The 24,172-nt window shown below is 54.3% G+C and carries 20 protein-coding genes and 1 pseudogene; 11 read left to right on the top strand and 10 right to left on the bottom strand.

From position 1 onward, the window contains the following. The 3 genes and pseudogenes from ED901_RS04945 to ED901_RS04935 all read right to left on the bottom strand — a co-directional run. A pseudogene (locus ED901_RS04945) lies at positions 1–204 on the bottom strand (Slp family lipoprotein); the annotation flags it as partial. 62 nt (positions 205–266) lie between these two features. Continuing rightward, a complete protein-coding gene (gene tsaB / locus ED901_RS04940; RefSeq protein ID WP_122095119.1) occupies positions 267–968 on the bottom strand; it encodes a tRNA (adenosine(37)-N6)-threonylcarbamoyltransferase complex dimerization subunit type 1 TsaB in 702 nt (233 codons plus the stop codon). A 72-nt stretch (positions 969–1,040) separates the two neighbouring features. Further along, positions 1,041–2,954 (bottom strand): ATP-dependent DNA helicase, encoded by a 1,914-nt coding sequence (locus ED901_RS04935; protein WP_122095117.1) that lies wholly within the window; start codon positions 2,952–2,954, stop codon positions 1,041–1,043. Between the two features lie 145 nt (positions 2,955–3,099). Between ED901_RS04935 and ED901_RS04930 the strand changes: the two genes are divergently transcribed. Continuing rightward, the gene (locus ED901_RS04930; protein ID WP_122095115.1) at positions 3,100–3,444 is read left to right on the top strand and encodes a RidA family protein; all 345 of its coding nucleotides are present in this window, start codon (positions 3,100–3,102) and stop codon (positions 3,442–3,444) included. 63 nt (positions 3,445–3,507) lie between these two features. On the opposite strand, the gene ED901_RS04925 is transcribed toward ED901_RS04930, so the two are convergent. Beyond that, complete coding sequence (locus ED901_RS04925; protein WP_122095113.1) at positions 3,508–4,149, bottom strand: bifunctional 4-hydroxy-2-oxoglutarate aldolase/2-dehydro-3-deoxy-phosphogluconate aldolase; 642 nt, start codon at positions 4,147–4,149, stop codon at positions 3,508–3,510. 201 nt (positions 4,150–4,350) lie between these two features. Beyond that, the gene (zwf, locus tag ED901_RS04920) at positions 4,351–5,826 is read right to left on the bottom strand and encodes a glucose-6-phosphate dehydrogenase (RefSeq protein WP_056770028.1); all 1,476 of its coding nucleotides are present in this window, start codon (positions 5,824–5,826) and stop codon (positions 4,351–4,353) included. 408 nt (positions 5,827–6,234) lie between these two features. Between zwf and ED901_RS04915 the strand changes: the two genes are divergently transcribed. The 6 genes from ED901_RS04915 to ED901_RS04890 all read left to right on the top strand — a co-directional run bounded on the left by ED901_RS04915 (position 6,235) and on the right by ED901_RS04890 (position 15,967). Continuing rightward, positions 6,235–7,104, top strand: coding sequence for a MurR/RpiR family transcriptional regulator (locus ED901_RS04915; protein WP_056771891.1), 870 nt, complete (start codon positions 6,235–6,237; stop codon positions 7,102–7,104). 199 nt (positions 7,105–7,303) lie between these two features. Further along, positions 7,304–8,746 carry a pyruvate kinase gene (pyk, locus tag ED901_RS04910; RefSeq protein WP_056770023.1) on the top strand — a complete coding sequence of 481 codons (1,443 nt, stop codon included), beginning with the start codon at positions 7,304–7,306 and terminating at the stop codon, positions 8,744–8,746. A gap of 671 nt (positions 8,747–9,417) precedes the next feature. Beyond that, the gene (locus tag ED901_RS04905) at positions 9,418–10,947 is read left to right on the top strand and encodes an aspartate aminotransferase family protein (protein ID WP_371414296.1); all 1,530 of its coding nucleotides are present in this window, start codon (positions 9,418–9,420) and stop codon (positions 10,945–10,947) included. Positions 10,948–10,960: 13 nt separating this feature from the next. Continuing rightward, positions 10,961–12,271: a lysine N(6)-hydroxylase/L-ornithine N(5)-oxygenase family protein gene (locus ED901_RS04900; protein ID WP_122095111.1), complete on the top strand. Its 1,311-nt coding sequence runs from the start codon at positions 10,961–10,963 to the stop codon at positions 12,269–12,271. A gap of 12 nt (positions 12,272–12,283) precedes the next feature. Beyond that, positions 12,284–14,668 (top strand): GNAT family N-acetyltransferase, encoded by a 2,385-nt coding sequence (locus ED901_RS04895; protein WP_122095109.1) that lies wholly within the window; start codon positions 12,284–12,286, stop codon positions 14,666–14,668. Positions 14,669–14,749: 81 nt separating this feature from the next. Further along, the gene (locus ED901_RS04890; protein ID WP_122095107.1) at positions 14,750–15,967 is read left to right on the top strand and encodes an MFS transporter; all 1,218 of its coding nucleotides are present in this window, start codon (positions 14,750–14,752) and stop codon (positions 15,965–15,967) included. 73 nt (positions 15,968–16,040) lie between these two features. On the opposite strand, the gene lpxM is transcribed toward ED901_RS04890, so the two are convergent. The 3 genes from lpxM to znuA form a co-directional block, all read right to left on the bottom strand. Then, complete coding sequence (gene lpxM / locus ED901_RS04885; protein WP_122095105.1) at positions 16,041–17,021, bottom strand: lauroyl-Kdo(2)-lipid IV(A) myristoyltransferase; 981 nt, start codon at positions 17,019–17,021, stop codon at positions 16,041–16,043. 106 nt (positions 17,022–17,127) lie between these two features. Beyond that, a complete protein-coding gene (gene mepM / locus ED901_RS04880) occupies positions 17,128–18,462 on the bottom strand; it encodes a murein DD-endopeptidase MepM (protein WP_122095104.1) in 1,335 nt (444 codons plus the stop codon). A gap of 19 nt (positions 18,463–18,481) precedes the next feature. Continuing rightward, positions 18,482–19,414 (bottom strand): zinc ABC transporter substrate-binding protein ZnuA, encoded by a 933-nt coding sequence (gene znuA / locus ED901_RS04875; protein ID WP_056770000.1) that lies wholly within the window; start codon positions 19,412–19,414, stop codon positions 18,482–18,484. Positions 19,415–19,509: 95 nt separating this feature from the next. Between znuA and znuC the strand changes: the two genes are divergently transcribed. Together znuC and znuB are read left to right on the top strand one after the other, a co-directional pair. Next, positions 19,510–20,268, top strand: a complete 759-nt coding sequence (znuC, locus tag ED901_RS04870) for a zinc ABC transporter ATP-binding protein ZnuC (RefSeq protein ID WP_056769997.1) — start codon at positions 19,510–19,512, stop codon at positions 20,266–20,268. Further along, on the top strand, positions 20,265–21,050 hold the full coding sequence (znuB, locus tag ED901_RS04865) for a zinc ABC transporter permease subunit ZnuB (RefSeq protein ID WP_122095102.1): 786 nt from the start codon (positions 20,265–20,267) through the stop codon (positions 21,048–21,050). Before znuC ends, znuB begins: the two co-directional genes overlap by 4 nt. Before the next feature lie 74 nt (positions 21,051–21,124). Here the strand turns inward: znuB and ED901_RS04860 are convergent, their stop codons facing one another. Beyond that, complete coding sequence (locus tag ED901_RS04860; protein WP_122095100.1) at positions 21,125–22,471, bottom strand: sodium:proton antiporter; 1,347 nt, start codon at positions 22,469–22,471, stop codon at positions 21,125–21,127. 138 nt (positions 22,472–22,609) lie between these two features. Here ED901_RS04860 and ED901_RS04855 point away from each other — a divergent pair, with 138 nt between their 5' ends. Beyond that, the gene (locus ED901_RS04855; RefSeq protein WP_056769988.1) at positions 22,610–22,915 is read left to right on the top strand and encodes an EthD family reductase; all 306 of its coding nucleotides are present in this window, start codon (positions 22,610–22,612) and stop codon (positions 22,913–22,915) included. A gap of 100 nt (positions 22,916–23,015) precedes the next feature. On the opposite strand, the gene ED901_RS04850 is transcribed toward ED901_RS04855, so the two are convergent. Then, complete coding sequence (locus ED901_RS04850; protein WP_056769987.1) at positions 23,016–23,342, bottom strand: hypothetical protein; 327 nt, start codon at positions 23,340–23,342, stop codon at positions 23,016–23,018. Between the two features lie 462 nt (positions 23,343–23,804). Here ED901_RS04850 and ED901_RS04845 point away from each other — a divergent pair. Next, on the top strand, positions 23,805–24,172 hold a 368-nt coding region (locus tag ED901_RS04845), incomplete at its 3' end, for a hypothetical protein (protein ID WP_205965073.1).

The raw sequence follows: 24,172 nt of genomic DNA, 5'->3' as shown, positions 1-24,172 counted from the left end.
AAAACGCGACTCCTGACCGACGTACAGGCTCGGTGCGCCCTGCACCGCCTGTAAATTCATCTGCGGCGTTGCGGTGGTGCCGCGAATATCGTCCGGCACCGTGACACATCCTGACAACACCAGAACGCTCAGTGCGACGGCACTCAACGCCCATTTTTTACTTTTTCCCGCTGAGAACTGCTGAACTTTGGACCACTTACGCATTGCGATGACTCCTGTGCATACTCTCAACTATGACCACTCTTTCAGATGCAAGTTGCCTGTACTTACCGGCCCGGCAGCTTTTTCCACGTCACTTCATTACGCAGATAAGTCGGTTCAGCGTCTTCCGGTTTGACGCGAACGCCTTTTTCCCAGAGCTGGAGCGCCAGCGGCAACATATCTTCCGCCTGCGGCAGTAACATTTTGCCATCAAATAATTCTGTAGCTGGAGATTCACCAAGCAAATGCGGATAGGTTTCCCAGCCGGTACCGACGGTAGCAAAACGCCCGGAGAGTTCTCCGGCGCGGGCCAGAAGTTGTTCCGGCTTGATCACTTTTTCGCTGCTTTCGCCTTCCCAGATACCCTGAGCATTGCGGGTAAACTCCCCCCAGTACACTTCGCCCATGCGGGCATCAATGGCGGCCAGCACCCGTTGCGCACCGGTCTGGCGGCAGGCACCCTGCGCCATGGTTTGTAAAGTCGATACCGGCAGTAACGGCAGTTCTGCGCCAAAGGACAACCCCTGCGCGACGCCAATGCCGATACGCACGCCGGTAAAACTGCCCGGCCCGCGGCCAAAGGCCAGCGCGTCCAGCTGATTGAGGGTCAGCCCTGCTTCGGCGAGGATCTGCTGCACCATCGGCAGAATGCGCTGCGTATGTTCACGGGCGCAAAGTTCAAAATGGGCGAGCGTTTCGCCCTGATTGTATAGCGCAACCGAACAGGCTTCAGTCGCCGTATCAATTGCTAAAATTCGTGTGGACATGCCAAACCTCAGGCGGGGAATTGAATGAGTTAAACCCTTTTTTGCGGGCAGGATCCTAGCATAAACAGCGGGCTATTTCTGCTCTTCAGCGTTTTGCAGAAAGCGGATCGCTTGCGCCAGATCACGGGTACGCGGTGCCGGGGGAAGACTGTTGAGGAAAACTTCGCCATAGGGCCGCATCACCAGCCGGTTATCGCAAATCACCATCACGCCGCGATCGTCGGTATCACGGATTAAACGCCCTACGCCCTGCTTAAGGGTGATCACCGCATCCGGTAATTGTACTTCATTGAACGGATCGCCGCCGCGCAGCCGGCAATCCTCAATTCGTGCTTTGAGCAAGGGATCGTCCGGCGAGGTGAAGGGTAATTTGTCGATGATCACGCATGACAGCGCATCGCCGCGCACATCCACGCCTTCCCAGAAACTGCTGGTGGCAACCAGCAATGCATTGCCCGCTTCCACAAACTGCGCCAGCAGCTGGCCTTTGCTGGTTTCGCCCTGTAATAAAACCGGCAGCGTCAGCGTTGCACGGAACTCTTCCGCCAGTTCGCGCATCATCTGGTTAGAAGTACACAAAAAGAAACAGCGGCCTTTGTTGGCTTCAATCAGCGGGCGCAACATACGCGCCAGCTGTTTTGAAATGCCGCGCACATTGGTTTCCGGCAGAAAACGCGGAACGCACAGCATGGCCTGTGTGGCGTAATCAAAGGGGCTTGGCAGCAGCAAGGTTTCGGCGTCATCCAGCCCCAGGCGGTCAGTAAAGTGATGCAGCTGATCGTTCACCGACAGCGTCGCCGAGGTGAAAATCCACGCCCCCGGTTTTTCTTTCATCATGTCGCTGAATTTGTCAGTCACCGACAGCGGCGTAAGCGCCAGCACGAAGTTACGTGAATTGCATTCGTACCAGTAGCTGTAGCCGGGAATGGAGACGTCTTTCAGACGTTTGAGGCGATTGCGGTACAGCGTGGCGCGTTCGAAGGCGGCATCCAGCAAGGCAGAGCGCCCCAGGGAGAGTTTGACCACGTCGTAACAGAGTTCAAGCGCGTCATCGAGCAGTAACAGCGCGCGCTGGATCGCCGTCTGGCTGAGCACGTCGCGCAGGTTGCCGCGAAAACCCGGCTCGCCGAGCGCCAGGCGGAAATCCATCGTGCTCTGGCTGAGGCGGTCGGCGCTTTTTTGTAACTGGACGGAATCACGGACTTCGGTGCGGTAAGCGATGTTGATGTCTTTCGCCATATCCAGCAACTGGCGGCTGGTCAGTTGCTGGCCGAAATACTGACTGGCGATATCAGGGATCTGATGTGCTTCATCGAAAATCATCACCTCGGCCTGCGGAATAAGCTCGCCAAATCCGCTCTCTTTCACCACCATATCCGCCATAAACAGATGATGGTTAACCACAACCACATCAGCATCCATCGCTTTACGGCGGGCTTTAACCACGAAACACTCTTTGTATAACGGGCAGTCGCTGCCGAGGCAATTGTCGTTGGTGCTGGTCACCAGCGGCCAGACAAAACTGTCTTCCGGCACCACGTTACAGGTGCTGATATCGCCCTCCTCCGTGCTGCTTGACCAGTGACGCAGATGCGCCAGTTCGCTGAGTGCCTGGCTGGCAAGATCGCCACCCGCCAGTGATTGCTGTTCGAGACGTTCCAGACACAGATAGTTTGAGCGGCCTTTCAGCAGTGCCAGACGGCCTTTGAATTTCAGCGCGCTGGCGACCCGTGGCAGATCGCGGGAATAGAGCTGATCCTGCAAGTTTTTGGAACCGGTGGAGATAATGACTTTTTTGCCCGAGCGCAGCGCCGGAGCAAGATAGGCGTAAGTTTTGCCGGTACCGGTTCCGGCTTCCACCACCAGCCCCTGCTTTTCGCTGATGGCTTTGCTGACAGCCTGCGCCATCAGACGCTGAGGTTCACGAGGTTTAAAACCTTCAATTTTCTGCGCCAAAGCGCCGTCTGTTGCAAAATCGTCTGTCACGCTGTCTCTCTACCTGTACGGATCAGCAGTGATTATGCCAATCCCTTGCCCTGACTACCACCGCCATCTGCCAATCCAACGCATTCAACCTTTGTGATACCCTTAACGCCATCAATGAAAAGTGACTAACAGGAGCACACAACGTATGACCATCGAACGGATCCGGCCTGAGCCACGCATGTCCGACGTGGTAATCCACAATGACACGATTTATTACACCGCAGTGCCGGAAAATCTGGAGGCGAATGCCAAAGATCAGACCGCTGAAACGCTGGCGATCATTGACGCCGTGCTGACGGAAGCCGGTTCAGACAAAAGCAAAATCCTCGATGCCACGCTGTTTCTGGTTCACAAAGAAGATTTCCCGGCCATGAACGAAGCCTGGGATGCGTGGGTATCGCCTGGCAATGCACCGGTACGCTGCACGGTTCAGGCGAACCTGATGAACCCGAAATACAAGATTGAAATCAAGATCATCGCCGCCCGCTAAGCGCCGATCGTCAGACGAAAAAAAACCTCCGAACTGGAGGTTTTTTTATTTCTGAGCGGTAAATCAGCTGGCAGCGCCCGACACGGCTTCTTTCGCTAATTCAGTAATGCGCGCGTAATCCCCGCTTTCCAGCGCGTCACCAGGCACCAGCCACGAACCGCCAATGCACAGCACGCTTTTCAGCGCCAGATAGTCGCGGTAGTTCTTCGGAGTGATCCCACCGGTCGGGCAGAAACGTACCTGCGGGAACGGCCCGGCGATTGCCTGCAACGCTTTCACGCCGCCGTTAGCTTCCGCAGGGAAGAATTTGAACTCACGCAGACCAGCATCCAGACCCATCATCAGTTCAGACACGGTGCAGATACCTGGGATCAGCGGAATCGACCCGGCGTTGGCAGCTTTCAGCAGCGCATCGGTCAGGCCAGGGCTGATGGCAAACTGCGCACCGGCTTCGGTCACTTCGGCCAGTTGCTGAGGGTTAAGCACGGTCCCCGCACCAATGATCGCTTCCGGCACTTCTTTCGCAATAGCACGGATAGCATCCATCGCACAGGCAGTACGCAAGGTGACTTCCAGCACACGCACGCCGCCAGCAACCAGTGCTTTTGCCAGCGGTACCGCGTGTTCCAGCTTATTGATAACAATCACAGGAACAACCGGCCCTGAGGTCAGAATCTGTTCCGCGCTTGTTTTCCAGTTTTTCATCTTGTTCTCCGTTCATGCCCGCAGGCATCGTTGTGATTGATGGCGCGCCCCTGCCACAGGGTCCGGCAACTTTTTCTGAATGAAAAAATCAGCGGAAACCGACCACACCCGATTGGACAATACTACTATTCCTAACTGCTAAAAGACTTGATGTGTCATAAAAAAACGCTGCATAAGCAGCGTTTTTCTGGTGAAGAGCGTTTACTCGAACTCATTCCAGGAACGGCCATCACGGGTGATCATCGCAACGGACGCCACCGGACCCCATGTCCCTGACTGGTACGGTTTTGGTGCTTCACTTTCCGCAGCCCAGGCATTCATGATGGAGTCGACCCATTTCCAGGCTTCTTCCACTTCATCACGACGCACGAACAACGCCTGGATCCCGCGCATGGTTTCCAGCAGCAGACGCTCATAAGCATCAGCAATATGCTGTTCGTTGAAGGTTTCGGTGAAGCTCAGATCCAGCTTGGTGGTTTGCAGACGGTGTTTGTGCTCCAGACCCGGTACTTTGTTCAGGACTTCGATCTCGATACCTTCATCCGGTTGCAGACGAATGGTCAGCTTGTTCTGCGGTAACTGCTGGTAAGAATCACGGAACAGGTTCAGCGCAGGGTTTTTGAAATACACCACCACTTCTGAACATTTGCTCGGCAGACGTTTACCGGTACGCAGATAGAACGGAACGCCCGCCCACTGCCAGTTATCGATATCCACACGGATAGACACGAAGGTTTCGGTGCTGCTGGTTTTTTTCGCGCCTTCTTCTTCCAGATAGCCAGGGACTTTTTTGCCCTGAACAAAACCGGCGGTGTACTGCCCGCGCACGGTATTTTCACGCACGTTGGACTGATCGATGCGGCGCAGGGAACGCAACACTTTCACTTTTTCATCACGGATGCGGTCGGTGCTCAGATCGGCCGGTGGAGACATGGCGATCATGGTCAGAATTTGCAGCAAGTGGTTCTGGATCATGTCTCGCATCTGACCCGCGTCATCGAAGTAACCCCAGCGGCCTTCGATACCAACTTCTTCAGCCACGGTAATCTGCACGTGATCGATGGTGCGGTTGTCCCAGTTGCTGGCGAAGAGGTTGTTGGCGAAACGCAGCGCCAGCAGGTTCAGTACCGTTTCTTTGCCCAGATAATGGTCGATACGGTAAACCTGAGATTCAGCGAAATATTCCGCCACCTGATCGTTGATAACCTGCGAAGACTCCAGAGAGTGACCCAATGGTTTTTCCATCACGACGCGCGCAGGCTCTTTGTTCAGCCCGGCTTCACCCAGACCCCGGCAGATAGCGCCGAAGTGACTTGGCGCAATCGCGAAGTAGTTGATGGTGGCGCGGTTCTGCTGGTCAAGCATTTTGCCCAGCACTTTAAAATGCTTCAGATCGTTGACATCAAGGTTACAGAAATCAAGACGGGCACTGAGTTTTTCCCACAGTTCCGGATCAATTTTTTCTTTCATGAAGGTGGTCAGCGCTTCTTTGACCACTTCGGTATAGGCCGCTTTGTCCCATTCCGCACGTCCGACACCGATGATGCGGGTATCAGGGTGAATGTGACCTGCTTTCTCTAACTGATACAGGGAAGGCAACAGTTTACGGCGCGCAAGATCGCCTTTTGCACCGAAAATAACCAGGTCACACGCCTGGGCTGTCTGGGTTACCGCCATGTTCTTCTCCTTAATGCAGGAATACCTTTTATATATCGGGCTGCCAATGCTTAAGCTGCAACCTGAATATCCGGGTACATATTGTAATTTTATTTCAGCAACAATGTACTCTGATTGCCCGTAAGCCGTAAACCTTGATCTGACTGCCCGCTGGCTCCGCGTAAAAACCCTATTTTTATCATCACACTTCGGGATGCCATGAAATCCGGCTGTATCCTGTAATTTTATGACAAAACCGGACGGAATTTACCATACTGAAAGTTAGATCTCGGTCAAACTCTGACAAAAAAAGCCGTTATTTCGCCTGACTGACGCTGCCAACACGTTAATGCGCGTAGTATATTTTCATCAAACAGACAGGATTTCCTCTTTTCAAAGAAATCGTCGAAACCTATGAGTGGCATGCTTATGAATACGTTGGAAAAAATCCAGACTCATCTTGACATTCTGAGCAAGTCAGAACGTAAAGTGGCCGAAGTTATCCTGGCATCACCGAACATTGCTATCCACTCAAGTATCGCCACTCTGGCCCGCATGGCCGATGTCAGTGAACCTACTGTAAACCGTTTTTGCCGTCGCCTCGACACAAAAGGGTTTCCAGATTTTAAATTGCATCTGGCACAAAGTCTGGCGAACGGTACACCTTACGTTAACCGTAACGTTGACGAAGGGGACAGCGTCAGCGCCTATACCAGCAAAATTTTCGAATCCGCCATGGCCAGCCTCGACCAGGTGAAAAACACCCTCGACATCGCCGCCATCAACCGCGCCGTTGATTTACTGACTCAGGCCAAAAAGATTTCCTTCTTTGGGCTGGGCGCATCCGCCGCCGTGGCGCATGATGCCATGAACAAATTCTTCCGCTTCAACATTCCCGTGGTCTACTTCGACGATATCGTCATGCAGCGCATGAGCTGTATGAACTCCAGCGAAGGCGACGTGGTTGTGTTGATTTCGCACACCGGCCGCACGAAAAATCTGGTCGAGCTGGCACAACTGGCGCGTGAAAATGACGCCACCGTGATCGCCATTACGTCTTTTAACACCCCGCTGGCCCATGAGGCTACGCTGGCCCTGCTGCTTGACGTCCCGGAAGACACCGACGTTTACATGCCGATGGTGTCACGTATTGCCCAGCTCACGCTGATTGACGTGCTGGCGACCGGTTTTACACTGCGCCGCGGCACAAAATTCAGAGATAACCTGAAGCGCGTCAAAGAAGCATTGAAGGAATCGCGCTTTGATAAAGGGATCTTAATCCCGGTGCAGCCTGAGTAAATAAACATATCAGTAACAAGTTGCAGATTTAATAGGGAGTCTGGCAGAAAATCTACGCGCAAAGTGCGTTGGCGACGGCCAGACAGGAGGTCAGCGAGTCATACAGGTGACACTCTTTTGTATGACAATTACACCTTAATCCAATGTGGACTCGCTGTTTTTACACATTATCAGGCATCAGTTAACGAACGGAGTAAGTATGTCCAGAAGGCTCAGAAGAACGAAGATCGTTACCACACTCGGTCCCGCTACCGACCGCGATAACAACCTTGAGAAAATCATTGCCGCCGGCGCAAACGTCGTGCGTATGAACTTCTCGCATGGAACGGCTGAAGATCACATCCTGCGCGCCAACAAAGTGCGTGAGATTGCCGCCCGCCTTGGCCGCCACGTGGCGATCCTCGGTGACCTGCAGGGCCCTAAAATCCGCGTATCCACCTTTAAGGAAGGCAAAGTCTTCCTCAACATCGGTGACAAATTCCTGCTTGATGCCAACATGAGCAAAGGCGAAGGCGACAAAGAGAAAGTCGGCATCGACTATAAAGGTCTGCCTGCTGACGTCGTGCCCGGCGATATCCTGCTGCTCGATGATGGCCGCGTACAGCTGAAAGTGCTCGAAGTTCAGGGCATGAAAGTGTTCACCGAGGTGACCGTTGGCGGCCCGCTGTCCAACAACAAAGGCATCAACAAACTGGGCGGGGGTCTTTCCGCAGAAGCCCTGACCGAGAAAGATAAAGCAGACATCATTACTGCCGCGAAAATGGACGTCGATTTCCTGGCCGTTTCCTTCCCGCGTACCGGTGAAGACCTCAACTATGCCCGCCGTCTGGCGCGCGCCGCAGGCTGTAATGCCCAAATCGTCTCGAAAGTGGAACGCGCCGAAGCCGTTGCCAGCGACGCGGCGATGGATGACATCATTCTGGCGTCTGACGTCGTGATGGTCGCGCGTGGTGATTTGGGTGTGGAAATCGGTGACCCGGAACTGGTCGGTATTCAGAAGAAACTGATCCGCCGCGCCCGTCAGCTGAACCGTGCGGTGATCACCGCCACGCAGATGATGGAATCGATGATTACCAACCCGATGCCAACCCGTGCGGAAGTCATGGACGTGGCGAACGCCGTGCTCGACGGCACCGACGCCGTGATGCTGTCAGCGGAAACCGCCGCCGGTCAGTACCCGTCTGAAACCGTCGCGGCGATGGCGCGCGTGTGTCTGGGTGCAGAAAAAATCCCAAGCATCAACGTTTCCAAGCACCGTCTGGACGTGGAATTCGATAATACCGAAGAAGCCATCGCCATGTCCGCCATGTATGCGGCCAACCACCTGAAAGGCGTGACGGCGATTATCTCGATGACGGAATCGGGGCGCACCGCGCTGATGCTGTCGCGTATCAGTTCCGGCCTGCCGATCTTTGCCATGTCCCGTCACGAGCATACGCTGAACCTGACCGCGATTTACCGTGGTGTGACACCGGTGTTCTTCGACAGCCAAAACGACGGCGTGGCGGCCGCTCAGGACGCCGTGAATCTGCTGCGTGATAAAGGCTACCTGCTCTCCGGTGATCTGGTGATCATCACTCAGGGCGACGTCATGAGCACCATCGGCACCACTAACACCAGCCGCGTACTTCGTGTGGAATAAACACAAAGCGAGCAAATAAAACTGTAATAAAATATTATTTAAGCCGGCTGAAAAGCCGGTTTTTTTTATTTCTGCCAAAAACAAGCCGTTCCCCTGTTTTTAATAAGGCCATCTCAAGGGATGAACTGATCATTATTTTGCCATTCCGGTGTCATATTGATGAGGTTTTTATCTCTGCGTGGATCCGCTCCGCTTTATTACCCCTTCGCTTATTACGTCTAAATATAACTTTTTGCCTTCTCAGGCTGCCGTCTGAATGTCTAAAAATGAATAAGAAATACAGATTACTCCGGTGGGATTATCAGTAATTTGATTCATAACCGGCCAGTTATGTGATGTCCATCACATAAAAACATGAAATACGCCGGTATGTGATAAATGTTCAATGCCAACGTTGAATGATAATGATTTGCATTTATAATGATTCGCATTCGTTAAATCCTTGTATAAATCCGCACTAAGGAAATCAGACAAGAGAAAACACTATAGATTTTTGTTAAATCAGACTTTAAAAACACACTCTTTGCAGGCGTGGCCACCGGCCCTGCCCGCAGACGCACACGTTCAAAACATGATCCCTGTAAATTCCGGGCGAACGCCCCACGCCCGCAGCGGAATAAATGCCACACAAACAAGGTGCCAAAATGAGCCAGATGAATAATTGGGAATTAATGCAAACACCTGCCGAAATGCAGACCCAAATAAGCAAAAATCAGGGCTATATTTTCAATCAAAATAGCACGCCGGAATGGCAGGCGCAGATCGAGCAAGGCATTGCGTTAATTAAATCTCACATAAACCATACGGAAAAACCTTTTTCCGGCGTGTCGCCCGCTGAATTAGCTGAGCAGTTTCGTCATATTGATTTAACCAAACCTTTAGCCGGAACCCGGCTGGCGCTGGAAGAACTGAATGATTTATACCTCCAGCATGCCGTCTATTTCCATCACCCAAAATACCTTGCTCACCTCAACTGCCCGACGGTGGTTCCCTCTCAGCTGGCGGAGTTATTTATCAGCGCGATCAACTCCTCCGTCGATACCTGGGATCAGAGCGCAGGCGGGACGTTGATTGAGCAGAAGGTGATCGACTGGACGCTGGCGCGCATCGGTTTCGGCGCGCAGTCGGACGGCATTTTCACCAGCGGCGGCACCCAGTCCAACCTTATGGCGATGCTGCTGGCACGCGACAGCTACTGCAAGCGCACCCGCCCGCAGCACAGCATCAAGCATCAGGGGCTGCCACCGGAAGCGAACCGCTGGCGCATCTTCAGCTCTCAGGTCAGCCACTTCAGCATTCAAAAATCCGCCGCCCTGCTCGGCCTGGGCTATGACGCCGTGGTGCCGGTGGCCTGTGACAGTGCGTTTCGCATGGACATCGGTGCGCTGAAAACCGAAATTGAGCGCTGCCATGCTGAAGGCCTGATCCCGATTGCGATTGTTGCCACCGCTGGCACCACCGACTTTGGCAGCATTGATCCGCTGAATGAGATTGCAGAGATCTGCCGTAAAGAAAAAATCTGGATGCACGCCGATGCCGCGTACGGTTGCGGATTGCTGGTGTCGCCGCAGCATCGTCAGCGCATCGAAGGCATTCATCTGGCCGATTCGGTTACCGTGGATTATCACAAATCCTTCTTCCAGCCGGTCAGTTGCAGCGCGTTTCTGGTCAGCGATCACAGCCATCTGGAGCACGTGACCCACCATGCGGAATACCTCAATCCGTTGAGCGCCAAGCTGGAGGGAACGCCAAATCTGGTGAACAAAAGTATTCAGACCACCAAACGTTTTGATGCCCTGAAAATGTGGCTGACACTGCGCGTCATGGGCCAGCAGGCGCTGGGTGAGTCCTTCGACGTGCTGCTGCAACGTGCCACCGAAACCCATCAGATGATGGAAAACAACCCGAATATCGAGGTGCTGCATAAGCCCGAACTGAGCACGCTGGTGTTCCGCTTTGTTCCGCGCCTGTCCATGAACCATGAACAGATTGATGCGATCAATGCCGACATCCGCAAAGCGATTTTCCGCGACGGCAGCGCGGTGATTGCCGGCACGAAAGTCCATCAGCGCCAGTACCTGAAGTTCACCCTGCTCAACCCGATGACCACCACGGAAGACATCGCCGATGTGCTCGGCCTCATCACGCATTACGGCAAAGAACTGACTGCCGCCGCGCTGAGCGCCGCTAAAAACCGGTAACAGGAGCTGCACTATGAACATCAACCCGACCACACAAACTTATGATTTCATCGCCATCGGCATCGGCCCGTTCAACCTCGGGCTGGCCTGTCTGACCGAGCCGGTGGACGCGCTGAACGGCCTGTTCTTAGACCAGAACGACGGCTTTGACTGGCACACCGGCATGATGCTGGAAAGTGCCCATTTGCAGACCCCGTTTATGGCGGATTTAGTGACCCTGGCCGATCCGACCAGCCGTTACAGCTTCCTGAACTACCTGAAGCAGCAAGGCAAGTTGTACTCTTTTTACATCCGTGAAAACTTCTTCATGATGCGCAAAGAGTTCAATCAATACTGCCAGTGGGCATGCGAACAGCTTACCAGCCTGCAATTTTCCACCCGTGTGGAACTGGTGACCTGGGATGCCGCGCTGGAGTGCTATCTGGTTCACGCGCGTTCCACCAAAAGCGGTGATCAGCAGGTTTACCGCGCCAGACGTCTGGTGCTCGGTACCGGCCCATCGCCGTGGATGCCCGCCTGCGCCCGTCAGGCCGGTGGCAACGTGCATCATTCCTCGGCTTACCTGCCAAATAAAGAGCAGGTGCAAAACGCCAAATCCATCACCGTGGTCGGCAGCGGCCAGAGCGCGGCGGAGATTTATTACGACCTGCTCTCAGATATCGAAAAGTACGATTACCATCTGACTTGGGTGACCCGCGCCCCCCGTTTCTACCCGCTGGAATACAGCAAACTGACGCTGGAAATGACCTCGCCGGAGTACATCGATTATTTCCATGACCTGCCGATGAGCAAACGTGACCAGCTCAACCGCGAACAAAAAGGGTTGTACAAAGGCATCAACGCCAGCCTGATCAACGATATCTACGATCTGATGTACACCAAGCGCCTCGACGGACCGCTGAAGGTCGATATGTACACACACTCCGAGCTGACGGATCTCACCCGCAACCGCAACGGCACCCTTGAAATGCACCTGTTGCACCATGAACAGCAGCAGGTATATCGCCACAAAACCGAATCAGTGATCCTCGCCACCGGCTACAGCTATCAGCCGCCGCAGTTTATCGAAGGGATCCACAACCGCATCCGCTGGGATGAAGCCGGACGCTACGCCGTCAACCGTAACTACAGCATTGATGCGCACAACCAGATTTTCGTGCAAAACGCCGAGCTGCATACCCACGGTTTCGTCACGCCGGATCTGGGTATGGCGTGCTACCGCAACAGCACCATCATCCGCGAAATGCTCGGCAAAGAAGTCTACACAGTGGAAAAATCCATCGCCTTCCAGACTTTCTGCGCCCGCAGTCTGGCAGACAAATAAGGAGATCAGGACATGTTTGATACTACCCCAGCCAGCCTATTTTCCTGCCCGCGTGACGCCGGGTTGCTGACCCTGCGCCCGCTGAATCTGGCGCAGGACGCCCCGTTGTTGCACGGATGGATGACCCGTCCCTACGCCCATTTCTGGGGAATGCAGAACAGCAGCGTCGCGGAGGTTGAGGCGTTTTACCGTGATCTGACCGCAGGAAAACCTCATGCGGCGCTGATGGGCGACATCGACGGCCAGCCGCGCTTTTTAATCGAATGCTATCCGGTGCAGGATGATCCGCTGCGTGAACATTATGACGTCCAGCCGGGCGACATCGGCATGCACATTTTGCTTTCACCGGCTGACAAACCGCTGCCCGGTTTCAGCTGGCAGGTGTTTTCCGCGGTAATGGAATACCTGTTCAGCCTGCCCGACGTCAGACGCGTGGTGGTCGAGCCAGACGTGCGCAACGAGAAGATCCACACCCTGAATAAACGTGCCGGTTTCCGTTATCAGAAACAGGTTCAACTGACACACAAAACGGCCTGGCTGGCATTTTGCCAGCGTGAAGATTTTTTGCAGGCCAGCCAGAAGGAAAACACCCACATGACATCTGATCACTTGCAATCCGGCCTGCACCTGCAACCTGAGATCTGGTCCAGGGCTAACGCCCTGCTGTTGCGTAAATGCCTGTCCGAGCTGACCCACGAACGCCTGCTCGCCCCTGAAGCATTGCAGTCCGACGGCGTCTGGACCGCTTACCGGCTGGCGGTTCCGGCGTCTGAGGTGGAATACCGATTCCGCGCACGCCAGTTGCCTCTCAACGACTGGATGATCGATCTCGACAGCATTCAGCGTCTGGACAACTTCACCGCGCAGCCGCTTGATGCCCTGAAATTCATCATTGAATTTGCCGAACAGATTGGCATTTCGCAGGCCATGCTGCCGACCTATATGGAAGAAATCAGCAGCACGCTTTACAGCAGCGCCTACAAACTGGCGAACAATCACACCACCGCCAGAGAACTGACAGAAGCTGATTTCCAGACCGTGGAAACCAGTATGACGGAAGGTCATCCGAGCTTTATTGCCAACAATGGCCGCATCGGTTTTGATGCCGGTGATTATGTGCGTTATGCCCCGGAGGCCGCGAATCCGCTGAAATTAGTGTGGGTGGCGGTACATCACGACAAAGCGCATTTCGCCAGTACGGAGAATTTGCCGTATGAAAAACTGATCGCCGAAGAGCTGGGCGACGCGCAAATTTGTGCGTTCACGCAAAAGCTGGTGGATATCGGCGTCGATCCGAAAAACTACTACTTCATGCCGGTGCATCCGTGGCAGTGGCAGAATAAATTACTCACCGTTTTCGCCCCGGACATCGCCCGTCAGTTCCTGATTTTCCTCGGCGAAGGTGAAGATCAGTATCTGGCACAGCAGTCGATCCGCACTTTCTTCAACGCCAGCCAGCCGCGTCACCGTTATGTGAAAACGGCGCTCTCCATTCTGAACATGGGCTTTATGCGCGGGCTTTCGCCTTATTACATGGCAACCACACCGGGCATTAATGAATGGCTGGCGGAGCTGGTGGAAAACGATACGTATCTGCAGTCCACCGGCTTCAAAATTTTACAGGAAGTGGCTTCCCTCGGTTATCACAACCATTACTTCGAAGAGGCCATCAAAGGCGACAGCGCCTACAAGAAAATGTTTGCGGCCTTGTGGCGTGAAAACCCGGTGGCGCAGTTGCAACCTAATCAGCGGCTGATGACCATGGCCGCGTTGCTGCATACCGATAAACATGGCGATGCGCTGATTGTTGAGATGATTAAATCCTCCGGTCTGGGCACCAGCGACTGGCTCAAGCGCTACATGCATGCGTATCTCAGCCCGCTGCTGCACTGCTTCTACCAGTATGATTTGGTGTTTATGCCGCACGGCGAAAACCTGATCCTGCGCTTTGAAAACAACATCCCGGTGAATGCGTTCATGAAGGATATTGCCGAAGAAATCGCTGTGATGAACCCGCATGCCAGTCTGCCGGAAAAAGCCAAACGTCTGGCGGTGGATGTCCCGGAAGAGCTGAAAATCCTGTCAATTTTCACCGACGTTTTCGCCGGGGTATTCCGCTTTATCGCCCGTATTCTGGAAGAGCACGGTGACTATCCTGCCGGACAATTCTGGCAGGTGGTGGCGGAAGTGGTGCGCGATTATCAGATTCAGTATCCCGAACTGGCCGAAAAATTTGCCCGCTATGACATGTTCGGTCCGGAGTTCACCCACTCCTGCCTGAATCGTCTGCAACTGGCGAACAATCAGCAGATGATCAACCTGTCCGATCCGGCACAAAACCTGAAATTCGCCGGTACGCTGGAGAACCCGATCGCAGCCTACGCCAACAAATACTAAACACAGATTTATTTGGTGCGTTTTTAGCGCGGCCTGAGAGGGCCGCGCTTTTCTGATTTTACGTCGTGGAGAATGATTGTTATGTCGTCCGTTTCCGACCCTGCCTCAGGGCTGAATGTTCGCCGGTGGCTCTTCCCGCTGTCACTGGTGCTGTTCGAATTTGCCACCTACATCGCCCACGATATGATCCAGCCGGGCATGTTGCAGGTGATCAGCGATTTCAGCGCCAGCGCTGACTGGGTGTCCACGTCACTGACCGCCTACCTGTGCGGCGGTATTTTACTGCAATGGCTGCTCGGCCCGCTTTCAGACCGGCTTGGCCGCAGGCCGGTATTGCTCACCGGCGTGGCCTTTTTCACCCTGACCTGTTTTCTGACTGTCTTCGCGCAAAGTATCGAACAGTTCATTCTGATGCGATTTTTGCAGGGGATGAGTCTGTGCTTTATCGGCGCCGTCGGGTATGCCGCGATTCAGGAAGCGTTTGATGAAACGCTGAGCGTAAAACTGATGGCACTGATGGCAAACATCACGCTTATCGCCCCGCTGCTCGGGCCGCTGGCCGGTGCGGCGTTCATCCACTATGCGCCCTGGAAAATGATGTTTGCCCTGTTCTCGCTGGTGTCGGCACTCTCATTCTGGGGGTTGTGGCGCAGCATGCCTGAAACAGCGACGGGCCGTGATGGCCGCTTTTCAATGCGCCGCCTGCTGGCTGATTATCGCGAAGTGCTGAGTAATAAAGGCGTGATCCTCGGGTCGCTGTCCATCGGGCTTATCACCCTGCCGCTGCTTGCATGGGTCGCGCAGTCGCCGGTGTGGTTGATTCAGGATGCCGGAATGACGCCGCTGCAATACGGCGGGTTACAGGTGCCGGTGTTCACCGGGCTCATCATTGGCAACATTGCACTGAGCAAACTCAGCGGCAACGTTAACATCCGTACCCCCATCTGGCTCGGCCTGATCCCGATAACGCTGGGGCTGGCGATCGCCGCCGGTGCAGCCCTGTTCATGACCCACGCGTGGCAATGGATTATCACCGGGCTTGGCCTGTATGCGCTGGGTACCGGGCTGGTGAATGCCGGACTTTACCGGCTGACACTGTTTTCCAGCCCGACCGGAAAAGGCACCGTGGCGGCGGCACTCGGGCTTATCACCATTGTGGTGTTTGCTGCGGGTATCGAAGTGGCGAAAAAACTCTATTTCGCCCAGGGTAGCGGCATCTTTATGCTGGCGGGTTTGGTAGCCGGTCTGGCCGGAGCGGTGCTGATTGCTGCGTTTTTGTCGAAAACGCAAAAAAACTGACCCGCGCACCAGGATTGCCTAAAAAGCAAAAGGCTGAGGTTTGACACTCAGCCTTTTTATTTTTCTTTCACCGTTATTTTTTCGGGAAAAGCTCTTTGCGGGAATAAGGTTCCGGCTCACCCGGTTTACGGGTTTTTAGCAGCTTAAGGATCCAGGTGTATTGCTCAGGATTCGGCCCCACCAGCAATTCCACTTCTTCATTCATCCGGCGCGCGATGGTGACGTCATCGGCGGTGGCCAGATCGTCCATCGGCGGGCGCACAAAGATATCGAGCCGTTGCTCGTGGCCGTTATACACCGGGAACAGCGGCACGATAGCCGCGCGGCACACTTTCATCAGCCTGCCGACGGCGGGCAGCGTGGCTTTATAGGTCGCAAAGAAATCGACAAACTCGCTGTGCTCCGCACCGTGATCCTGATCGGGCAGATAGTAGCCCCAGTATCCCTGTCGCACTGAACTGATGAAGGGTTTGATACCGTCGTTGCGGGCGTGCATTCTGCCGCCAAAACGACGGCGCACGGTATTCCATAAATAGTCGGTCAGCGGATTTTTTTGATTGTGGAACATGGCCGCCATCGGCTGACCACTTGCCGCCATCAGCATCGCCGGGATATCCACGGCCCAGCCATGGGGCACCAGGAAAATCACGTTTTTGCCCGCGGCCTGCATCTGGTCGATGATTTCTTTACCGTGCCAGTGAACGCGATCCATGATTTTTTTCGGGTCACGCAGCGCCAGCTCAGCCATCATCACCATCGACTGCGGCGCGGCGGCAAACATTTCATCAATGATGTGTTCACGCTCGGCTTCCGGTGTGTCTGGCAGGCAATACAACAGGTTGATTTGCGCACGGCGGCGCGCACCTTTGGCGAATTTCCCGGCCAGGCGGCCAAGACTGCCTAAAATCGGATCACGTATTTTGGCTGGCACGTATGCCATACCGGCCATCGCACCGACGCCCAGCCAGACGCCCCAGTAACGCGGATGGTAAAAGGCTTTCTGAAATTGCGGAATAAATTCAACAGGCGTTCGTTTTTCTTTTTCTGGCTGCATACTCAGGCTCTTATGACAAATTCTGGCTTAATGATAAGTGCAGTGATTTATTTTGCAATAAATCACTGCACGTCAGCATGTAGCACGGGGGCAGGATCCTGAATAATCAGTCCAGCTTGAGTTGCGGCACGACTTCGCGAACGGTGGCCAGATAGGTACTGCGATCTTTGCCGGTCAGCCCTTCGGTACGAGGCAGTTTGGCGGTCAGGGGATTGACCGCCAGCTGGTTGATCCACATTTCAAAATGCAAATGCGGACCGGTAGAGCGTCCGGTGTTACCTGAAAGCGCAATGCGATCGCCACGTTTCACTTTCTGGCCCGGTTTGACCAGCAACTTACGCAGATGCATGTAACGGGTCATGTACTGACGGCCATGGCGGATCGCCACATAGTTACCGGCCGCCCCGCCATTTTTGGCCACAACCACTTCGCCATCACCGACGGCCAGCACCGGCGTTCCCACCGGCACAGCGAAATCGACGCCACGGTGCGGTGCCACACGGCCAGTCACAGGATTCAGACGGCGCGGATTGAAGTTAGATGACACACGATATTGCTTACCGGTCGGGAAACGCAGGAAGCCTTTTGCCAGGCCGCTGCCGGTACGATCGTAAAACTTACCGTCTTCCGCACGCACCGCGTAATAATCTTTACCGCCAGTGCGCATATGAACCGCCTGCAGCTGGCTCTGTTCATTTTTACCGTTCAGCACTTCATGAGACATCAGAACGGCGAAATCATCACCTTTCTGTAATTTACGGAAATCGAGCTGCCATTGCAGCGCTTTAATGACGGCGCTGACTTCAGAACTGCTCAGCCCTGCGGCTTTGGCGCTGGTGACAAAACTGCCGTTCAGCCGCCCCTTGATGACGCTGTCTTTCCAGTCGCCCTGCAGGGTTTCGAGGGAAGATTTAAAGCCGTTACCGGTGCGGTCAAAGGTGTAGGTTTCGCGGCGGGATTTCTCCCACGTCAGGCGCTGTAAGTCGCCTGCGTCATTGAGGGTCCAGGAGATTTGCTGACCAATTTTCAGGTTACGCAAATCCCGGTTGGCGTCGGATAATGCCGCGATCTCGGACATATCAATGCCGTACTGATTCAGGATGCTGCTGAGGGTATCACCGGTGGACACCACATATTCATGCACGCCCGCTTCGTTGACGATTTTATCGTCGAGATCATCCTGCGGGATGTCATCGTCAGCGGGTGAAGTTTGATCGATAGGCTCACTGGCTTCGGGAAGCAGCGAACGCAACTGTTCGTGGTCGAGGGCGATACTTTTAACAATAGGTCGGGTATCTGAGAGGTCGTTATCCGGGTGATAGGCTAACGGCCTCCAGACGGCAACGGCCAGTGTGACAACGGTAAGCGACCCCAGCATGATGCGGTGGGGCCGGGGAAGGTTGCTATACGCCATAGCGATAGATCGGGCGATCAGCTGCACTTAATTCTGTCCTTTTAGCTTACTTCAGGCAGCTCAGGTATTGGTTCGTCAGCTGTGACAGGAAGTTCACGTAGCTGTCCGCACCCAATGCAACGCCGCTCCCCAGCGGATCCAATGTGCCCATACGCACTGTTGTCCCCTGGGCAACAGCCGATATGACGGCTGGCCTGAATTGTGGCTCAGCAAAAACGCATGTCGCTTTTTGCTCAACCAACTGAGTTCGAATGAGATGTAAACGCTGTGCGCCGGGTTGAATTTCGGGATTGATCGTAAAGTGACCAAGTGGCGAAAGGCCGAAGTGTTTTTCAAAGTAGCCATAAGCATCGTGAAAAACAAAATATCCCTTACCCTGCACAGGCTGCAGCATAGTACCAATATTTTTGTCAGTTTTTGTCAGGCTTTCCTCAAAACGTGACAAGTTTGCATCTAATTGTTGCTTTTTCTGCGGCATGAGTTCGAGAAGTTTGTTATGGATCACAATCGCCGTCTCGCGAGCTATCTCCGGAGACAGCCAGACGTGCATGTTGTATTCACCGTGATGATGCTCTTCATCGTCATGCCCGGTGCCGTGATCGTGGTCATGTTCGTCATCATCCGTGCCTTTCATCAGCAACGGTTTTACCGCCGCCAGCGTGGCAATTTCGACCTGACGGTTCGCCGATAACTGCGCGGCAGGCTTGGTCATAAAAGCTTCCATTTCCGGCCCGACCCACACCACCAGATCCGCACTGCGAATGCGCTGAATGTCAGAAGGACGCAGCGCAAAATCGTGTGGCGATGCGCCATCCGGCAGCAGCACTTCCGTTGGCGTCACACCTTCCGCAATGGCTGAAGCGATAAAACCCAGTGGACGAACAGACGCCAGAACGGCGGCCTGCGCGCTGAAAGCCGCGGTGGAACTGAGGATTGCGGCAGCCAGGAACATCCGTTTAACGCTTTTTTTCTGTATCATGCGGGGTGAACTCATCTTCATGTTGGGGGAAAACTGGTTATTTTTCGCGAAACGCAATATTATAACATCCGATTTGTTCTGCAAGACCCAATGACATGCCCACATTAGCAACGCTTAAAAATATTTCGGTCACTTTCGGTTCCCGCCGCGTGCTGTCTAACATCTCGCTGGCGTTACAACCGGGAAAAATTCTCACCCTCCTTGGCCCGAACGGCGCAGGGAAATCGACGTTAGTGCGCGTCGTGCTTGGCCTGATTGCGCCAACCGAAGGCACCATGACCTGCGAACCCAACCTGCGCATCGGTTACGTTCCGCAAAAAATTCACCTTGATCCCACCATGCCGCTGACCGTCAGCCGCTTTATGCGTCTGAAGCCCGGCGTTAAAAAAGCCGACATTTTGCCTGCGCTGAAACGCGTTCAGGCAGCGCACCTGCTGGAACAGCCAATGCAAAAACTGTCCGGCGGTGAGAATCAGCGTGTATTACTGGCGCGGGCATTAATGAACAGCCCGCAGTTGCTGGTGCTGGATGAACCGACTCAGGGCGTTGACGTCAACGGTCAGCTGGCGCTTTATAACCTGATCGACAGCCTGCGCTGCGAGCTGGGTTGCGCCGTGCTGATGGTGTCGCATGATCTGCATCTGGTGATGGCGAAAACGGACGAAGTGCTGTGCCTCAATCAGCACATCTGCTGCTCCGGTTCCCCGGAAGTGGTGTCCACACACCCTGAATTTATTGCCATGTTCGGTAACCGCGGTGCGGAACAACTGGCGATTTACCGCCATAACCACAACCATCGTCACGATTTGAAGGGAAAAGTCATTTTACGCAACAGCGGAGGTCGTGACGCATGATCGCTCTATTATTACCCGGCTGGCTGGCGGGTGTGTTGCTGGCGATTGCCGCCGGTCCGCTGGGCTCTTTCGTGGTCTGGCGCAGGATGTCCTATTTCGGCGACACGCTGGCGCATGCGTCTTTACTCGGCGTGGCGTTTGGCCTGCTGCTCAATATCAATCCGTTTTACACCGTGATTGCCGTGACCTTACTGCTGGCGCTGGTGCTGGTTGTGCTCGAACGTAAACCGCATCTGGCGGTGGATACCCTGCTCGGCATTATGGCGCACAGCGCGTTGTCACTCGGCCTGGTGGTTGTCAGCCTGATGTCCGGCGTTCGCGTCGATCTGATGGCGTATCTTTTCGGGGATTTGCTGTCCGTCACTTACAGCGATATCTGGATGATCGGCTGTGGTGTGGCGGTGGTGATCGCCGTGCTGTGCTGGCAATGGCGCTCGTTGCTGTCGATGACCATCAGCCCGGAACTGGCGCACGTCGATGGCGTCAATCTGCAACGCTCGCGGGTGATTCTGATGCTGGTGACGGCGCTGACGATAGGCCTGGCGATGAAATTCGTCGGTGCGCTGATCATCACCTCACTGCTGATCATCCCTGCCGCCACGGCCCGCCGCTTTGCCAAAACGCCGGAACAGATGGCGTCCGTGGCGGTGGCTATCGGGATTGTAGCGGTAACGGCCGGTCTGGCACTTTCGGCATTTTACGATACACCGGCCGGTCCTTCGGTGGTGCTTTCAGCAGCCGTGCTGTTCATGTTCAGTCTCGGCAAAAAGCAGGCGGCCTGAGTCAGACCGGTAAAATAAAAACGGACGCCACTGAGCGTCCGTTTTTATTTATCCCGCAAGTATTTCTGCGGCGATCACTCCTGTTCCTGCGCGGCCTCCCGCCTCGCCTGCCGCCAGTGCATCACCGGCGAAACCGTTAAGCCGTGGATCACCACGCTGGCGACAATGACCGTGAACGCGATATTGGTCATGTAACTGGCTTCTGCGCCCTTCAGTCCGTGGGTATAAGCGTAAGCAATGTAGTTCATGCTGCCTATCCCGCGAATGCCAAACCAGCCGATCATCAGCCGCCGCCCGCGCGGCACGCGCACGCCGAGAGTCGTGATGTACACCGACAGCGGACGAATGACGATAAACAGCAGTGCTGCGAAGACAAGCCCCATCGGTTCCCAATGTTCAGCAAGCGTGATGCCCAGCACCGTGACAATCCCGGCTGCGAACAATCTTTCAATGGTGTCACCAAACGAGAGCGCGTCTCCGACCATCAGACCGATAGAATTGGCAGGCCGTTCCGCCGACATGGAATGCCGCTGATGTGGATTGACCAGCCCTTCTGCCGGCGGCGGGCGCGTGCCTTCGGTGAGATCTTCCGGCGGATTAAGCGTCCAGACACGTAACTCCGCACTGCGTAACCCGACGCCTGCCGCAAACGCCGCCAGAAAACCAGAGGCATCGACACTTTGCGCGACCGCATAACTCAGTGCGATCAACGCGAGCGCCAGAAAATCACTCGGCGCCACCGAACGCTGGCGGCTGTGGAAACGCGTCGCACTCAGCCCGACCAGCCGTCCCATCGCGTAACCAATCGCCAGCCCGCCCATCAATGCCCAGACCACATCCCGCCAGGCCCAGTCCCACAGTGCCGCCGATGACAGGCCGTCTTGCGCGGTAAACAGCATCAGTGCCAGCATCAGAATGGGTAACGCAGAACCGTCGTTCATCCCCGCTTCGCTGGACAACGCCACGCGTAATCCGTCGTCGTCATTGGCATCATTCACCGCAATCATGCTCGCCAGCACCGGATCGGTCGGCGCAATGATCGCCCCCAGCGCCAGAGCCAGCGGCCAGGAAATCCCTGCCAGATAGTGGGCCAGCGCGGTAACACTCAGCACCGTCAACAACATCGCCGGAAAAGCCAGCAGCACACCGACCCGCCAGCTCTGCGAGCGGAACGGCAAACGCAATTTCAGACCGGTGATAAACAGCGAAGCCGCCATGGCGATTTCGGTAAAGCGTGCGGTGAGCGTCGAGTATTCCACCAGGTCAACGTGTAATAAGTCCAATACCCAGGGGCCGCAGATGATGCCCGCTGCCAGATACACCCCAAAGGTGGTCACAGGCGCACGCGAAATCCAGCCTGATGCCAGTGACATAACCAGCAGCAGTCCGCCGACCGCCGCAGTCCATTCTAAAAAACCCATGTAAGCTCCCTGAAATTAAGATCTTTTAAGCGTAGTACATCGTCAGCCGGGGTGTGACGCCGGGCACAAAAGGCGCGGCGGGATCGGCGGGTGTACGCTAAAATATGTTTTTCATTCCTGCAAAAAGGTTCATAAAAAATGATTAAATACAGTGTGCTATACCCAAATGTCAAAAACGGAACCTTTGATCATGAGTACTACCGCAATGTGCATTTACCGCTGATTAAAGAAAAGATGGGCGCGTATTGCCACTCCTATGCCATCGACAAGATCCAGGATGGCGCTCCGGCAGATACGCCATTTATCGCGGCCTGCCACATTTACTGCCGCTCGATGGAAGATTTTGAGAAAGGTATGAAGGATCACGCTGAGGAGTTTGTGGCGGATGTGGCCAACTTCACCAATATCGAACCGGTTAAGATGATCTTCGACGTGGTGGTTTAACACATCGGACGATAAAAAAGGCGATTACTCCGTGGCCCTGAACGGGTTAATCGCCTGATTTAGGGTGTCTCTGACAACGTCGTGAAGTCAGATTCAACATCTATTTCGTGAGTAATTTTTTAATCGGCGCACTTGGTTCCCGCCTGATGGTATGCAAAAACATCTGTGCTTTATCATTGGCCGCGTAATCCGCTGTCACACCAAAATCCTGCACCATTGCCCACTTCTCAAACAGCACTTCATCACTCTCGCGCATAAACCAAAGCATTCTCACTGCCGTCACGGCCACCTGTGGGATTTGGGTAACAGTTCCGTTAATCCACTTATTCAGGGTGCTGCGAGGCAGTCCAAGCAGAATACACAACGCGGGCTGATCTATTCCGAGCCGCTGGACATAGTCCAGGAATTCTTTTGCGTTATCTGCCATTCACTTATCTCCAGTTCTTATAACCCTGCGCATTGTACAGGAATCTCGTAGAGATTTCATGCCGTCGCTAATCGCTACGAAAAATCCTAGTTTTTACCCTCTCAGACACAACAAAAATCGCCCAATAGCGACAAATACACGCGCTACATGAAACATATTCATGTAGCGCTATAAGTTTACGTTTCTTGACATAAGTCAAACGCATGGTGAATGTGTGAAGAAAGTCACATTCACGGCATGTATGATTTTCACAGGGAGACAAGAAGAGCGTTCTGATAATGCCTCTTATTTGTCGCTATCAGATACTTATTTCAATGTCGGAAAAAACTTATGAATTCCCATGTTACAGAGCGCAACACTCAAATCATCGCTGCCTACACAGCGGGGAACCGTAATAAATCAGAATTGGCACGCTATTTTGGTGTATCCGCAACAACAGTCCGGCGTGTGCTGGCAGGTGTTGTGATGACGATGACGGCGACCTCTGCAGCACATGCTGATTTGTTGAAAGACTACACCGATATGGGGTTTTCAAATTTCACAGCGAAGTGGGTAAACATGACCGCCAGTGAACAGGCCACTGTGCGGGAAGCGCTTCGTAGCGAAGGCCATGAAAATCTCTTAATAGATCTTGGGGATAAATTAAACCAGTCAGCGCCGGAAATCATTCAGCCAGCACCACCGCAGGCCACGCCTCACACTCAGACCGTCACGCCGACCCTGACCGCACAGCTGACGCCGCAGGCCACGCCGCAAAAACTGCCCGTCGCACCAACCCTGACCGCGCAACTGACGCCGCAGGCTACGCCGCAAAAACTGGCCGTTGCGCC

This window comes from Rahnella sp. Larv3_ips, assembly GCF_003697865.1.
GTDB classification, from domain to species: domain Bacteria; phylum Pseudomonadota; class Gammaproteobacteria; order Enterobacterales; family Enterobacteriaceae; genus Rahnella; species Rahnella rivi.
Note: the sequence above shows the minus strand (reverse complement) of the source record. Positions and strands in the feature narration are given on the sequence as shown.